The organism is Fluviirhizobium alvei, from assembly GCF_030551875.1.
Lineage (GTDB): Bacteria > Pseudomonadota > Alphaproteobacteria > Rhizobiales > Rhizobiaceae > Rhizobium_E > Rhizobium_E alvei.
The window spans coordinates 51,320-65,411 of record NZ_JAUOZU010000006.1; the positions used below are offsets into that span (position 1 = coordinate 51,320).

10 protein-coding genes are annotated in these 14,092 nt (G+C 61.4%); 9 read left to right on the forward strand and 1 reads right to left on the reverse strand.

The window, feature by feature from the left end:
* The first annotated feature begins 223 nt into the window (after positions 1-223).
* The 9 genes from Q4481_RS06700 (at position 224) to Q4481_RS06740 (ending at position 13,165) form a co-directional block, all read left to right on the forward strand.
* On the forward strand, positions 224-2,509 hold the full coding sequence (locus Q4481_RS06700) for a LysM peptidoglycan-binding domain-containing protein (RefSeq protein WP_304375556.1): 2,286 nt from the start codon (positions 224-226) through the stop codon (positions 2,507-2,509).
* A gap of 105 nt (positions 2,510-2,614) precedes the next feature.
* The gene (locus Q4481_RS06705) at positions 2,615-4,504 is read left to right on the forward strand and encodes an ABCB family ABC transporter ATP-binding protein/permease (RefSeq protein WP_304375557.1); all 1,890 of its coding nucleotides are present in this window, start codon (positions 2,615-2,617) and stop codon (positions 4,502-4,504) included.
* Position 4,505: 1 nt separating this feature from the next.
* Positions 4,506-5,078: a regulatory protein RecX gene (locus Q4481_RS06710; protein ID WP_304375558.1), complete on the forward strand. Its 573-nt coding sequence runs from the start codon at positions 4,506-4,508 to the stop codon at positions 5,076-5,078.
* 113 nt (positions 5,079-5,191) lie between these two features.
* Positions 5,192-6,274, forward strand: a complete 1,083-nt coding sequence (locus Q4481_RS06715) for a calcium-binding protein (RefSeq protein WP_304375559.1) — start codon at positions 5,192-5,194, stop codon at positions 6,272-6,274.
* A 93-nt stretch (positions 6,275-6,367) separates the two neighbouring features.
* Positions 6,368-7,771 (forward strand): DNA repair protein RadA, encoded by a 1,404-nt coding sequence (radA, locus tag Q4481_RS06720; RefSeq protein WP_304375560.1) that lies wholly within the window; start codon positions 6,368-6,370, stop codon positions 7,769-7,771.
* A gap of 93 nt (positions 7,772-7,864) precedes the next feature.
* Entirely contained in the window at positions 7,865-8,488 is a 624-nt protein-coding gene (locus Q4481_RS06725; protein WP_304375561.1) for a CvpA family protein, read from the forward strand.
* Between the two features lie 64 nt (positions 8,489-8,552).
* Positions 8,553-10,043, forward strand: a complete 1,491-nt coding sequence (gene purF, locus Q4481_RS06730) for an amidophosphoribosyltransferase (protein ID WP_304375562.1) — start codon at positions 8,553-8,555, stop codon at positions 10,041-10,043.
* A gap of 83 nt (positions 10,044-10,126) precedes the next feature.
* A complete protein-coding gene (locus tag Q4481_RS06735) occupies positions 10,127-10,864 on the forward strand; it encodes an SDR family NAD(P)-dependent oxidoreductase (RefSeq protein WP_304375563.1) in 738 nt (245 codons plus the stop codon).
* Between the two features lie 162 nt (positions 10,865-11,026).
* Complete coding sequence (locus Q4481_RS06740) at positions 11,027-13,165, forward strand: AMP-binding protein (RefSeq protein ID WP_304375564.1); 2,139 nt, start codon at positions 11,027-11,029, stop codon at positions 13,163-13,165.
* Between the two features lie 45 nt (positions 13,166-13,210).
* On the opposite strand, the gene pssA is transcribed toward Q4481_RS06740, so the two are convergent.
* Positions 13,211-14,080 (reverse strand): CDP-diacylglycerol--serine O-phosphatidyltransferase, encoded by an 870-nt coding sequence (pssA, locus tag Q4481_RS06745; protein WP_304375565.1) that lies wholly within the window; start codon positions 14,078-14,080, stop codon positions 13,211-13,213.
* Between the last annotated feature and the right edge of the window lie 12 nt (positions 14,081-14,092).

Genomic DNA, 14,092 nt, shown 5'->3' on the forward strand with positions numbered 1-14,092 from the left:
TCAAGGAATTTGCCGCAAAAGCAGGGAGGAAGGCGTCAAAAGGCCGGATTTGCTTGCTGACAACGGCGGAAAACGTTAGCAATTCTGATAGGTTCGCCGAACGATCGGGTTGTCGCCGCAAGGCGTGGAACGATCGGGCTCGCCTGAGCTTCTTGGGTTTGAATGGGGTTGGGAATGCTGCCTGTGCCGATCGGCATGGCGGATCCCCGATAGAGAGGTGAAGATGAAAAACCGCGCCATTTGGGTGGTTCTTGGCGTTTTGGTGATCGCCGCGCTGTTGATGTTCTTCCTGGTCTTGCCGCAAATGCGCGGCAAGGACGTGGTCCAGGATCTCGCCCAGAAGGCTGGAGAGACGGTCACCAAGGCGGCAGACACCGTCAACAAGGCGGCCGAAGAGGTCAAGAAGACGGCCAGCGACACTGGCGAAGACCTCAAGTCAATCGCTCTCGAGAAAATGGCGCGGCTGAAGTCCGATGCGCTTGGCGCGATGACGGATTTCGACAAGATTTTCGCCGATGGCAAGATGCCGACAGCCGAGGAAATCGCTGCCGCCAAGGCCAAGCTGCAGGCCACACTGAAATCCGCCGCCGACATTTCCGTGCCGGAAGGCATCGACAAGCTCGCCGGCGGCGCTGTCGGGCTGGCGCAGGATGCGGCCAAGAAGGGTCTTGCCATCCTCGACAAGATGCCGACCGATGCAGAAGGCGCCCGCAAGACCTATGAGGAGCTCAAGTCCACCCTGGGCGAGGCCTTCGGCCTTAAGCCTGCCGAGAACGGTGCGGCTGCGCCCGTGAACAAGACCGAAAACGAAGCCAAGCCCGCCGAGGCGAAGGATGCAGCGGCAAGCCTGCCGGCATTTGATGTTGTTCGCGTCGAGCCGGACGGCAATACCGTGATTGCCGGCCGTGCCGAACCGGGCTCTGCGTTGCGCTTCATGGATCAGGGCAAGGAGATCGCCAAGGCGGATGTTGGTGCGACGGGCGATTTCGTTGCCATTCTCGACAATCCGCTTCCGGCGGGCGACCATTCGATTGTCATCGAGGCGACCGGCAAGGACGGCAAGGTCCAGACATCCGAAGAGACCGCCACCATTTCGGTGCCGGCCGATGGCAAGGGCGAACTTCTGGCGATGGTGACCAAGCCGGGCGAAGCCTCCCGCATTCTGACCATGCCGGAAGCCAAGCCGGTCGAAACGGCCGCCAAGGCCGCAGACGCCGCTGCAACCGCCACCAAGGCCGTTGAACCCGGCGCCGATTCCAAAACGCCGGTAACGCCCGACCTGCCGAGCGCTTCGGCGGACCTCGCCGGCACCGCGCCGAATGTTGATGTTGCCGCCACCGAGCAAAAAAACGCAGAGACCCCTGTGGCGCAAGCGGATGCCAAGCCGGCTGCCGTTTCCGTCAGTGCGGTCGAAATCGAAGGCGACAAGCTCTTCGTCGCCGGTAATGCCCGCCCCGGTTCCGCTCTTCGAATCTATGCGGACGACAAGCTTCTGGCTGATGTGACGGCCGATGCGCAGGGTCGTTTCGTTGCCGAAGGTGTGCTGCCGCTGACGGTTGGCGATCACACGATCCGTGCCGATCTTCTGGGCACTGACGGCAAGAAGGTCGAACTGCGTGCCTCGGTTCCGTTCTTCCGTCCGGAAGGCGAGCAGCTGGCCGCTGTTGCCGATGCATCCGGCGAAAAAACCAAGGGCGCGATGCAGCCCCTGGCCGACGGCACCTTCGACAAAGCGCGCGAGGAAGCCCGCAAGTCGCTTGGCCTCCTCAAGGGCCTCTATGACAATGGCAAGACGCCGTCGCCCGAAGAACTGGCCGCAGCACGTTCCGCAACCGAGATCGCATTGAAATCGCTTGCCGATCTCAAGCTGCCGGCGGGCGTCGATCCTATGATCGTCGAAATGGCGTCCAAGACTTCGGCCGAAGCGGCAAAGGCGCTCGATGCGCTCAAGAACCTGCCGACGGATGCCGCCGCGATCAAATCGGCGCTGGCCTCGATCGAGACCGGCGTTGGCCTGGCCATCGCCCCGGTGATCGAGACCGATGGGGGCCAGCACGCGGCGACCAAGTCGGAGACGGCTGCGACGGATACAAAGCCTGCAACGACTGCAGTTGAAACGCCAGCAACCAAGGTTGAAACACCGGCTGCCGCCGATACGCAGGCGAAACCCGCCGGCGAGACCGCCGAAGTTGCATCCAAGGCCGAACAGCCGGTTTCGGGCGATGCTTCCGCATCCTCCAGCGCCGGCACGCAAGAACAGCCGAAGGAGATCGTGCAGGCACCGCTCAAGCATAGCGACAGTTCGGTCATCATCCGTCGCGGTGATACGCTGTGGCAGATCTCGCGCCGCGTCTACGGCAAGGGCGTCCGCTATACGACGATCTATCTCGCCAACCAGGCGCAGATTTCCGATCCGGACAAGATCATGCCCGGCCAGATCTTCGGCGTTCCGGACAAGCCGCTCGACAATTCCGAGCAGTTGCACCGCAAGCGGCTCGGCCTGCAATAATTCCGTGGCCAGCTTGCGCTGGCCGCGTTTCATTCTTATCTGAAACACTGAGGCGGTGATCCGGGCGGGATCACCGCTCTTTGTTTCCAGACATTCGGATTTCCCATGGCAGGCAAGACCAAGACCGTTTCAGCCGAATCCGGCAAAACGCTACAGACCATCGTCAATCTCTGGCCCTATATGTGGCCGTCGGAACGACCGGACCTCAAGCTCAGGGTCGTCTGGGCAACCTTCTTCCTGGTGATCTCCAAGATCGTCCTGCTTGCCGTTCCTTACTTCTTCAAATGGTCGACCGATGCGCTGAACGGCAAGATCGACACCAGTGGCATCCTGCCGCTGTTCATGGCTGGTGCCGTGACGCTGGTGGTTTCCTATAACATCGCCCGCATTGCCCAGGCCGGTCTCAACCAGCTGCGTGATGCGCTTTTTGCCTCCGTCGGGCAATATGCGGTACGCCAGCTGGCCTACAAGACCTTCGTTCACCTGCACAAGCTCTCGCTGCGGTTCCATCTCGAACGGCGCACCGGCGGCCTGTCGCGCGTCATCGAACGCGGCACCAAGGGCATTGAAACGATCGTCCGCTTCACGATCCTCAATTCCGTTCCGACGCTGCTCGAATTCGTGCTGACGGCTGCCATTTTCTGGTGGGGCTACGGCTTTTCTTATCTTGCCGTCACAGCGGTCACGGTCATCGTCTATATCTGGTTTACTGTGCGGGCCAGCGACTGGCGTATCTCGATCCGCCGCTCGATGAACGATTCCGACACCGAAGCGAACACGAAGGCGATCGACTCGCTTCTGAATTTCGAGACGGTCAAATATTTCGGCAACGAAGACATGGAAGCGAGCCGCTTCGACCAGTCGATGGCGCGTTACGAAAAGTCGGCCACCCAGGTCTGGACCTCGCTCGGCTGGCTGAACTTCGGCCAGGCGGTGATCTTCGGCGTCGGGACACTGGTGATGATGATCATGTCGGCCATGGCCGTGCAGCGCGGCGACCAGACGATCGGCGATTTCGTCTTCATCAATGCCATGCTGATCCAGCTCGCCATTCCGCTCAACTTCATCGGCTTCGTCTATCGCGAAATCCGCCAGGGCCTGACCGATATCGAACAGATGTTCGATCTGCTCGAGGTCGATGCCGAAATCGAGGATGCGCCCGATGCGAAGCCGCTCGTTGTCGGCCATGGCGCCATCTCGTTCAAGGATGTCTATTTCGCCTATGATCCGGCGCGCCCGATCCTCAAGGGCCTGTCCTTCGATGTTCCTGCCGGTCACACAGTCGCCGTCGTCGGTCCGTCCGGTGCCGGCAAATCGACGATCTCGCGTCTTCTCTACCGCTTCTATGACGTGCAGTCGGGTGCGATCACCATCGATGGGCAGGATGTGCGTGGCGTGACGCAGAGGAGCCTGCGCTCGGCCATCGGCATGGTGCCGCAGGATACGGTGCTCTTCAACGATACGATCGCCTACAACATCCGTTACGGACGACCCGGCGCCAGCGAGAACGAAGTGCGCCACGCCGCCGAGATCGCTCAGATCGACCGGTTCATCCAGAGCCTGCCGGAAGGCTACAAGTCGATGGTCGGCGAACGCGGCCTGAAACTGTCTGGCGGGGAAAAGCAGCGCGTCGCCATCGCCCGCACCATTCTGAAATCGCCGCCAATCCTGATCCTCGACGAGGCGACATCCGCCCTCGACACACGTACGGAACAGGAAATCCAGACCGCACTCGACGAAGTATCGAAGGACCGCACGACGCTCGTCATCGCGCATCGGCTTTCGACGGTCGTCAATGCCGACAAGATCATCGTCCTGCGCGACGGTGGTATCGCCGAGCAGGGGACGCATTCGGAGCTTCTGGCTCAGAACGGGCTCTATGCGCAGATGTGGAACCGCCAGCGCGAGGCCACCGAGGTCGAAGAGCAGCTCAAGAAGGTGCGCGAGACCGACGAACTCGGCGTCGTCGTGCGGGGCAAGCCGGCCGGAGAGTGATATGTCCGAGCCGGACGCAGACGATGCGGGCGAACCACGTGCCGTTTTACCGACGGCACGCATGCTCGCCTGGGCTCGCAACTCGGCCGCCTACCGGCTGACAAAATCGATGATGACGGAAAAGCAGTTGCGCGATGCCATCATCCGCAAGGCGCGTCAGAAATTCGAAGCGATCGAGGACGAACATCTCCAGGCCCTTGCCGCAGAGGCGGTGCGTTTCGGCTACCAGAACAAGGCGCTCGACGATCGTGCTTTTGCAGAAGTTTCGGCGCGTTCGGGTGCCCGCAGCGGCAAATCCCGCCGGGTAATCGCGCAAAAGCTTGCCATCAAGGGGGTCGATCGCGACCTGGCCCGCGAAGCGCTAACCGACAGCGATGATTTCCAGGCCGCCATTGTCCATGCCCGCAAGCGGCGCCTAGGGCCGTTCCGCCGACCCGACGCGACCGAGCCGAATGATGACAAGGAAATGGCATCCTTCGGACGGGCCGGCTTCTCCTTCGAGATTGGCCGCCGGGTGCTGGACCTGACGATCGAGGAAGCCGAGGAGATTTTGTTCAACACCCAGCGTCTTTGAAGTTAGGCCGGAACAGCATCCTAGAATTTGCCCCTTCAGTTCGCCCAATGCCATGCGTGTTCGCCTCACGCCCTCTATCGGTTTCGCTTTCCGGAAAACAGGAGCGAGACGATATGGTTTATATGCCGACCAGCAATGAAACGGGAACCGGTATCCGCAAGACGCTAGCCGATAACGAAGATGTGTTCATCGCGCGCAATATTCTCGTCGCTTCGACCGACAATTACGGCATTTTCGGCGGGGGCAGCTACAATTTCATCAATATTCAGGGCACGCTTGCGGCCGCGCTTGTCGCCTTGAGGGTCGGCGGCGAGCCTTTCCTTTCAAGCCGCAATCACCTCATCGTCGGCAGAGATGGCTATATCGGGAGTCTCGGTAATTCGGCCGCGGTGGAAATGTCCTCCTACGACAGCCGGATTGAAAACCGAGGCGAAATATCGGGGCGCAACTTCGGCATTACGGTGAATGGTACCAACGATAATTCCCAGACGGTCATCCTCAACAAGGGTGTGATCAGCGGACCTGAAATAGCCGTCTATCGGGTGGGCGACGAAGATTTCCTCTTGCGCAATCATGGCGAAATCATCGCTCGGGAGGAAAGCAGTGCATTCTATAGTCTCAGTATGTCTAACGACACGATCAAGAACGCGGGCGAGATCACCGGCTGTATCTATCTGGGAGAAGGCAACGATGTTTACGACGGGCGCTATGGCGAACTGTTCGGGAAACTCAATGGCGGCAATGGCAATGATCGCCTGATGACTGGCGCTGGCGACGATCAGATTTCCGGCGATTTGGGCAATGACACGATCATGGGCGGTGCCGGCGAAGACGAATTCTATTTCGTGACATCCCTTGATCCGCGGCGCAATGTCGACCGGATCCTCGATTTCAATCCGACCGACGATCAGTTCGAGCTTGGTGCCCGCGTGTTCGAAGGACTGGCGCTCGGGAGGCTTGCGACCGGGGCCTTTACGGCCAACAAACAGGGACTGGCGCTCGATGCCGATGATCGCATCATCTATGAGACGGATACGGGGCGGCTGCTGTTCGATGCCGATGGTAAGGGCGGTGAAGGAGCCAGACTCTTCGCGATCGTCTCCAAGGATCTGGTACTGACCAATCGAGATTTCGAAATCTTCCCGCAAACGGTGGATTTCGCCAAATCGGCTCCGGAGGATGCTGGCTGGTTCTGACAATCCACCGGCGATAATTGTTGCCTGTTTGTTCTCTTTCCTCTATGCCGGAACTCCGTTTCCGCGCAGCGTTCCGATCGAGGACAACAGACGATGGCCAAGACCAAGACCCAGTTCATCTGCCAGAATTGCGGCACCGTGCATTCCCGCTGGGCCGGCAAATGCGATGGCTGCGGCGCCTGGAACACGATCATCGAGGAAGATCCGACCTCGGGGATCGGCGGTGGACCGGGCAAGGTGGCCAAGAAGGGCAAGCCGGTCACGCTCACCATGTTGTCGGGCGAGATCGAGGAGGCGCCGCGCATCCAGTCCGGTATCTCCGAACTCGATCGCGTCACCGGCGGCGGCTTCGTGCGCGGATCGGTGCTTCTGGTCGGCGGCGATCCGGGCATCGGCAAATCGACGCTTCTGATGCAGGCCGCCGCAGCCCTTGCCCGGCGCAACAATCGCATCATCTACGTCTCTGGCGAAGAGGCGGTGGCGCAGGTGCGTCTGCGCGCCCAGCGCCTGGGTTCGGCCGATGCCGGCGTGCTGCTCGCCGCCGAAACCAATGTCGAGGATATTCTCGCCACGCTCGCCGATGGCAAGCGGCCCGATCTCGTCATCATTGATTCGATCCAGACGCTTTGGAGCGACATGGCCGAAGCCGCTCCCGGCACCGTGACCCAGGTGCGCGTCGGCGTGCAGGCCATGATCCGGTTTGCCAAGAGCACGGGGGCGGCGATCGTGCTGGTCGGCCATGTCACCAAGGACGGCCAGATCGCCGGCCCGCGCGTGGTGGAACATATGGTCGATGCCGTTCTCTATTTCGAAGGCGATCGCGGCCACCACTACCGCATCCTCCGCAACGTCAAGAACCGTTTCGGACCGACCGACGAGATCGGCGTCTTCGAAATGTCGGATGCCGGGCTGAAAGAAGTGCCGAACCCGTCCGAACTCTTTCTCGGCGAGCGCAATGCGAAAGCACCGGGGGCGGCCGTGTTTGCCGGCATGGAGGGAACAAGGCCTGTGCTGGTGGAGGTGCAGGCGCTGGTGGCGCCGACCTCGCTCGGCACGCCGCGTCGCGCGGTGGTGGGTTGGGATTCCTCCCGGCTCGCGATGATTCTCGCCGTGCTCGAAGCTCATTGCGGGGTGAGGCTTTCAAGCCATGATGTCTATCTCAATGTCGCCGGTGGTTACCGGATCCAGGAACCGGCCGCCGATATCGCCGTGGCGGCGGCACTGGTTTCGTCGCTTGCCGGTCTTGCTCTTCCACCCGATTGCGTCTATTTCGGCGAAATAAGCCTGTCGGGCGCCGTCCGGCCGGTTGGTCATACAGGTCTTCGCCTTAAGGAAGCCGAAAAGCTGGGCTTTCAGAAAGCGGCGTTGCCGGCAGGATCCGCCGAATTGCCGAAGACGGGCTCGACCCGCCTGACGGCATTGGAGGGCCTGACGGACCTCGTCGTCGGCATTGCCGGGTCGAAACATGTGGGCCAGACCGGGGATGAAGAGGATTGAGGCTATCGCGGCCGGAATGCTGAATGCTATAGAGGCGCGGTTCCGGCAGAGTGGTGGCAGGCATCGGTGACGATGCCTCTTGGAGAGAGACAGATGCCTATTACTGGTTTTGACGGTATTGTGCTTGCGGTGACGCTGTTTTCGGCGGTGCTGGCCATGGTGCGCGGTTTCTCGCGCGAAGTCCTGTCCGTCGTCAGCTGGTTCGGCTCGGCCTATGCCGCCTACAAGCTCTATCCGCTCGGATTGCCTTACGCGAAGAATTTCATCGCCGAGGAAAAGTTCGCGATCATCGCCTCTGCCGCCGCGATCTTCCTGATCGCGCTCATCGTGATCTCCTATATCACCATGCGCATTGCCGACTGGATCATCGACAGCCGCATCGGCGCGCTCGACCGGACGCTCGGCTTCATCTTCGGTGCCGCACGCGGCATCCTGATCCTCGTGGTGGCGGTGCAGTTCTTCAATGAATGGGTGCCGCGGGAAAAGCATCCGGAATGGGTGGCGTCGGCCAAATCGAAGCCCTTCCTGGATGATCTCGGCGAAAAGCTGAAGAATGCGCTGCCGGAAGATGTTGCTGCGCTCCTGCGCAAGAAGATCGAAGAGAAAATGAACAACGAGGGCAATGCCGACCAGACGGCCACCCCTCCCACCGACGGGGCGGTGGACACGCCCCCTGCCGACGAAACCGACGGTGCTCAGACAGCACCGCAACAATGACCAGCTGGGCCCGGATTTCCGGGCCCTGAATTTTTAACCCCAACCAGACCCAGGGGCCAAAAAAATGAGCGACGGCGCAGCCATCACGATGATTGACGAACTCGACGGCGACACGCTGCATGAAGAATGCGGCGTGTTCGGGATTCTCGGACATCCGGAGGCGGCGACGCTGACAGCGCTCGGCCTGCATGCGCTCCAGCATCGTGGCCAGGAAGCCGCCGGTATCGTCTCCTTCGATGGCCAGCAGTTCCGTGCCGAAAAGCATATGGGCCTGGTCGGCGATCACTACACCAACCCGGCAACCCTCGCCAAACTGCCGGGCGCCATGGCGATCGGCCATACACGCTATTCGACCACCGGCGAAGTGGCGCTGCGCAACGTGCAGCCGCTGTTTGCGGAACTCGAAGTCGGCGGCATTGCCGTTGCCCATAACGGCAATTTCACCAATGGCCTGACGATGCGCCGGCAATTGATTGCAGGCGGCGCCATCTGTCAGTCGACCTCGGATACCGAAGTCGTGCTGCATCTCATCGCCCGCTCGCGCTATACCAATTCCACCGACCGTTTCATCGATGCGATCCGCCAGATGGAAGGCGGCTATTCGATGCTGGCGCTGACCCGCACCAAGCTGATCGCCGCTCGCGACCCGATCGGCATCCGCCCGCTCGTGATGGGCGAACTCGACGGCAAGCCGATCTTCTGCTCGGAAACCTGCGCGCTCGACATTATCGGTGCCAAGTATATCCGCGATGTCGAGAATGGCGAAGTCATCATCTGCGAAATGCAGCCGGATGGTTCGATCACCATCGACGAGCGCAAGTCGACCAATCCGCAGCCCGAGCGGCTCTGCCTGTTCGAATATGTCTATTTCGCCCGCCCGGATTCGGTCGTCGGCGGCCGCAGCGTCTATGTCGCGCGCAAGAACATGGGCATGAACCTCGCCAAGGAAGCCGCTGTGGAGGCTGACGTGGTTGTGCCGGTTCCCGATGGCGGCACGCCGGCAGCGCTCGGCTATGCCCAGCAGAGCGGCATCCCGTTCGAATATGGCATCATCCGCAACCACTATGTCGGCCGCACCTTCATCGAGCCGACGCAGCAGATCCGCGCTTTCGGCGTCAAGCTCAAGCATTCGGCCAACCGGGCGATGATTGCCGGCAAGCGCGTGGTTCTGGTCGACGATTCGATCGTCCGCGGCACGACCTCGATCAAGATCGTGCAGATGATCCGCGATGCCGGCGCCAAGGAAGTCCATATCCGCGTCGCCAGCCCGATGATCTTCTATCCGGACTTCTATGGCATCGATACGCCGGATGCCGACAAGCTGCTCGCCAACCAGTATTCCGATGTCAATGCGATGGCGAAACATATCGGCGCCGATTCACTCGCCTTCCTGTCGATCGACGGGCTGTATCAGGCAGTCGGCGGCGAAGCGCGCAATCCCAAGAAGCCGCAATTCACCGACCACTATTTCACCGGTGACTATCCGACCCGCCTTCTCGACAAGGATGCGGAAACCGCCGGTTCCAAGCGCTCGGTTCTGGCCGCCGGCGGCTAAGTCGCTCTGTAGCAGACCCGGTGGCTGCCGTAAGCGGTGAGACGCGACAGGCCTTCAAACGAATAACGGACATAGAGACAAGCATGAGCATCAACCTTTCCGGCCGCATCGCCCTGGTCACCGGCGCCTCGCGCGGCATCGGCTATTTCACCGCCATCGAACTGGCCAAGGCCGGCGCCCATGTGGTGGCCTGCGCGCGCACCGTCGGTGGTCTGGAAGAACTCGACGATGCCATCAAGGCGGTTGGCGGCAGCGCCACCCTGGTGCCTTTCGACCTCGCCGATATGGGCGCGATCGATGGGCTTGGCGGTGCAATCCACGAACGTTGGGGCAAGCTCGACATCCTGGTCGCCAATGCCGGCATTCTGGGCGTGATTTCGCCGGTCGGCCATATCGAGGCCAAGGTGTTCGAAAAGGTGATGAACATCAATGTCACCGCCACCTGGCGGCTGATCCGCTCGGTCGATCCCTTGATGCAGAAATCCGATCAGGGCAGGGCGCTGATCCTCTCTTCGGCGGCAGCCCATCGTTGCCGGCCGTTCTGGGGCGCCTATTCCGCTTCCAAGGCCGCCGTCGAAGCGCTGGCGCGCACCTGGGCCGCCGAGACAGAACGCCTGCCGTTGCGGATCCTCTCTGTCGATCCCGGAGCCACCCGCACCGCCATGCGCGCGCAGGCCTTCCCGGGCGAAGATCCGGCAACGCTGCCGCATCCGTCCGAAGTGGCCGCCGACCTGATGCCGCTTGTGGCGCCCGAGATGACCGAGACCGGGAAACTCTATATCGTTCGCGAGAAGCGTTTCGCCTCCTATTCGATGCCGTAAGCCGACCCCCCTGTCATCGACGCCTTGGGTAACTTGATTTTTCGCTATTGCCGCCGAAAACGGCGGTGAAAGCGGAGGATTATTGCCACTGTCGCAGAAATTCTTCTTGCGAACACAGTCGACTGGCAAAATAGTTGCAGTGTTCAGCCTTGGGGGGTCTGCGTGTTCAGTTCCATTCTGGCGGTCGTCGGTGCCGCCATGCTCGTCTGGTTGGCGACGGCTTTCCGCGAGAGGCGGCAAATCGGCGGCACCTTTCCCCAGGCGTTGAAATTTTCCCAGTACAAGTTCCTTTACGGGCTGCGGATCAAGGGACTGCCGCCAGCGGCGGAAACGCGGGGGCCGGTACTTTACTGCATCCTCGAACAGTCCGGTCTCGACCGGGCGATCCTGCAATCGGTGCTGCCGATCGAGACGTTCCACCTGACGCCGGACATGGCCGACAGCCAGGGCCACAACCTGATCCGATCGGTACTCGCCAGCCAGGGCTATATCTGCCTCTACCTGCCGCCGCAGGTCGAGGCTTCGCCTGAAACGCAGGCGCTTCTGCGTGAGGTTGGCGCGATTGCGCGCGACACCAACACGCGCATCCAGCCGCTTTACATCCGCGGCACCCGCCATTCGCTCTGGTCGCACGCCACGCCCGAACAGGCGCCGCGAACGCTACTGCCGCAGATGGTGCTGGCCGCCGCACCCGAATTCAGCCTCAGCGGCTATACTGACCAGACGATCGCCGACCGGATGATGGACGGGCTGACGCTGGCCAAGTTCAATTCGATGAATTTTTCCGCCAACCTGTTCGAGACACTGGTGGCGAGCGCGCGCCTTTTCGGTCCCGGGCGGGAAATCCTGCTCGATGCGCTGGGCGGCAAGCTCAGCTATCGTTCGATCCTCGTCGGGGCCCGCGCGCTCGGCAATCGCTATCGGTCGCTGTCAAAGCCGGGTGAGGCAGTCGGCGTGCTACTGCCCAATACCAATGTCATGGTGATGAGCCTTTTCGGCCTGCTGTCGGGCGGACGGATCGCCGCCATGCTCAATTATACCGCCGGACCTGCCGCCATCGGCTCGGCGCTCAGGACGGCGAGCATCGGAACCGTGATCAGTTCACGCGCCTTCATCGAAAAGGCCAGTCTCGAAGCGCTGGTGAAACGGATCGAAACCGAAGGTACGCGGCTGGTCTATGTCGAGGATCTGAGCGGCGAAATTACGCTCTGGGAAAAGCTGGTGGCGCTTCTGCTCTGGCGCCGCCCGCTTGAAAGGCGATCAATCGATGCGCCGGCGCTGATCCTCTTCACCTCCGGCTCGGAAGGAACGCCCAAGGGCGTCGTGCTCTCCTCGCGCAATCTGATTGCCAACGCGGTCCAGGCCGATTGCCGCATCGATATTTCGTCGACCGACATGCTGTTCAACGTCCTGCCGGCCTTCCACTCCTTCGGCATGCTGGGCGGAACGCTGCTGCCGCTGCTCTTCGGCATCACGCTCTATCAATATCCGTCGCCGATCCACTACAAGATCATTCCCGGGGTGGCGCGCAAGCTCAAGCCCACCATCATGTTCGGCACCGACACGTTTCTGCATGCCTATGGCAAGGCCGCCAAGGAGGGTGATTTCGACAGTTTGCGGCTGATCGTTGCCGGAGCGGAGGCGGTGCGCGAACCGACGCGGACCCTGTTCCGCGAGCGGTTCAATGCCGAGATCGTCGAAGGTTACGGCATGACGGAGGCATCCCCCGTCGTGGCCGTCAATTCCTCCTCAATGCAGAAGGAAGGCTCTGTCGGTCGTCTGTTGCCGGGCATGGAGATGATGACCGAGGTGGTCGAGGGCATCGATGAAGGCGTCAAACTGCTGATCAGCGGTCCGAACGTGATGCTGGGCTATCTCTATTCCAACCGTCCCGGTGAAGTGCAGATGATGTCGGGGCCCTGGCACGATACCGGCGATATCGTCGCGATCGACGAGCGCGGTTTCATTTCGATCGTGGGACGGGCTAAGCGCTTCGCCAAGATTGCCGGCGAGATGGTGTCGCTCGGCGCCGTCGAAATCATGGTGCAGCATCTCTGGCCGGAAGACGAGCATGCGGCCATCGCGCTACCGGACAAGCGCAAGGGCGAACGGATCGTGCTGGTTACGACGAAGAAGCCGGCCGTGCTCGATGAGTTGCGGCGCTATTCGCGCAGTTTCGGCGCGACCGAACTGATGGTGCCGCAAGATATCGTCAGCGTCGAACAGATCCCGGTGCTGGGAAGCGGCAAGACCGATTATGTAAGCGCCGAAAAGCTGGCCGCCGAACGCTTGCCACAGTGAGGCGCTCCTGGTGTGCGCGGGAGGATCCCGTCCCGCGCAAACGGATCAATCGTCGCCGGAACTCGTGCGCGTCCGGTCCACCGGCACCAAGCCTTCCTCGACATCGGTCTCGGAGGCTGGAAGGCTGCCGTATTTCTTCATCCAGTGACGGGCGCCGAAGGGAAGGGTGCAGAGATAGAGCACCGACGTTGCCGCAAGCACTTCCCATGTGAAGCTCATGAGCAGCGCGACATAGAGCACGACGACGAGAATGAACGGAAGCGCGTTTTCGCGCCGGATCATGCCCTGCGCCTTGCCGGACCAGACCGGAATGCGCGAGACGAGCAGATAGCCGATCGCGACCGTGTAGGCGGCGGAAATATAGCCGAACAGCGGCGTCGCCTCGATGCCGAGAAAACCGGCATAGACCGGCAAAAGAACGAGTAGTGCGCCGGCCGGAGCCGGAACGCCGACGAAATACTCCGACAGCCATTTCGGCTTGGTCGGACGCTCGGCCATGACATTGAAACGGGCGAGCCTGAGGCCGGCGGCAATCGCATAGATGAGAGCGGCGATCCAGCCGATCGAACGGGCCTGATCGAGCGTATAGACATAAAGGACGAGCGCAGGAGCGACGCCGAAATTGACGATATCGGCCAGCGAATCCATCTGGACGCCGAAATTCGAGGTGGCGCGCATCATGCGTGCCACGCGCCCGTCGATCCCGTCGAGAAAGGCTGCGAGCAGAACCATCGATACGGCGAGTTCATAGCGGCCCTCGAAGGCCAGCCGGATGCCGGAAAGACCCGCGCAGATCGCAAGAACCGTGATCAGGTTCGGCACCATCATGCGCAGCGGGATTTCACGCAGGCGCGGCCCGCGAGCACCATCATCATGGTGGCCATTGTCGGGGGGCGGCATCGCGGCATTGTCCATGATCGGCTCCGG

Coding starts and splice junctions, on each gene's coding strand:
- Q4481_RS06700 (WP_304375556.1), top strand. CDS start 224: ATGAAAAACCGCGCCATTTGGGTGGTTCTTGGCGTTTTGGTGATCGCC.
- Q4481_RS06705 (WP_304375557.1), top strand. CDS start 2,615: ATGGCAGGCAAGACCAAGACCGTTTCAGCCGAATCCGGCAAAACGCTA.
- Q4481_RS06710 (WP_304375558.1), top strand. CDS start 4,506: ATGTCCGAGCCGGACGCAGACGATGCGGGCGAACCACGTGCCGTTTTA.
- Q4481_RS06715 (WP_304375559.1), top strand. CDS start 5,192: ATGGTTTATATGCCGACCAGCAATGAAACGGGAACCGGTATCCGCAAG.
- radA (WP_304375560.1), top strand. CDS start 6,368: ATGGCCAAGACCAAGACCCAGTTCATCTGCCAGAATTGCGGCACCGTG.
- Q4481_RS06725 (WP_304375561.1), top strand. CDS start 7,865: ATGCCTATTACTGGTTTTGACGGTATTGTGCTTGCGGTGACGCTGTTT.
- purF (WP_304375562.1), top strand. CDS start 8,553: ATGAGCGACGGCGCAGCCATCACGATGATTGACGAACTCGACGGCGAC.
- Q4481_RS06735 (WP_304375563.1), top strand. CDS start 10,127: ATGAGCATCAACCTTTCCGGCCGCATCGCCCTGGTCACCGGCGCCTCG.
- pssA (WP_304375565.1), bottom strand. CDS start 14,080: ATGGACAATGCCGCGATGCCGCCCCCCGACAATGGCCACCATGATGAT.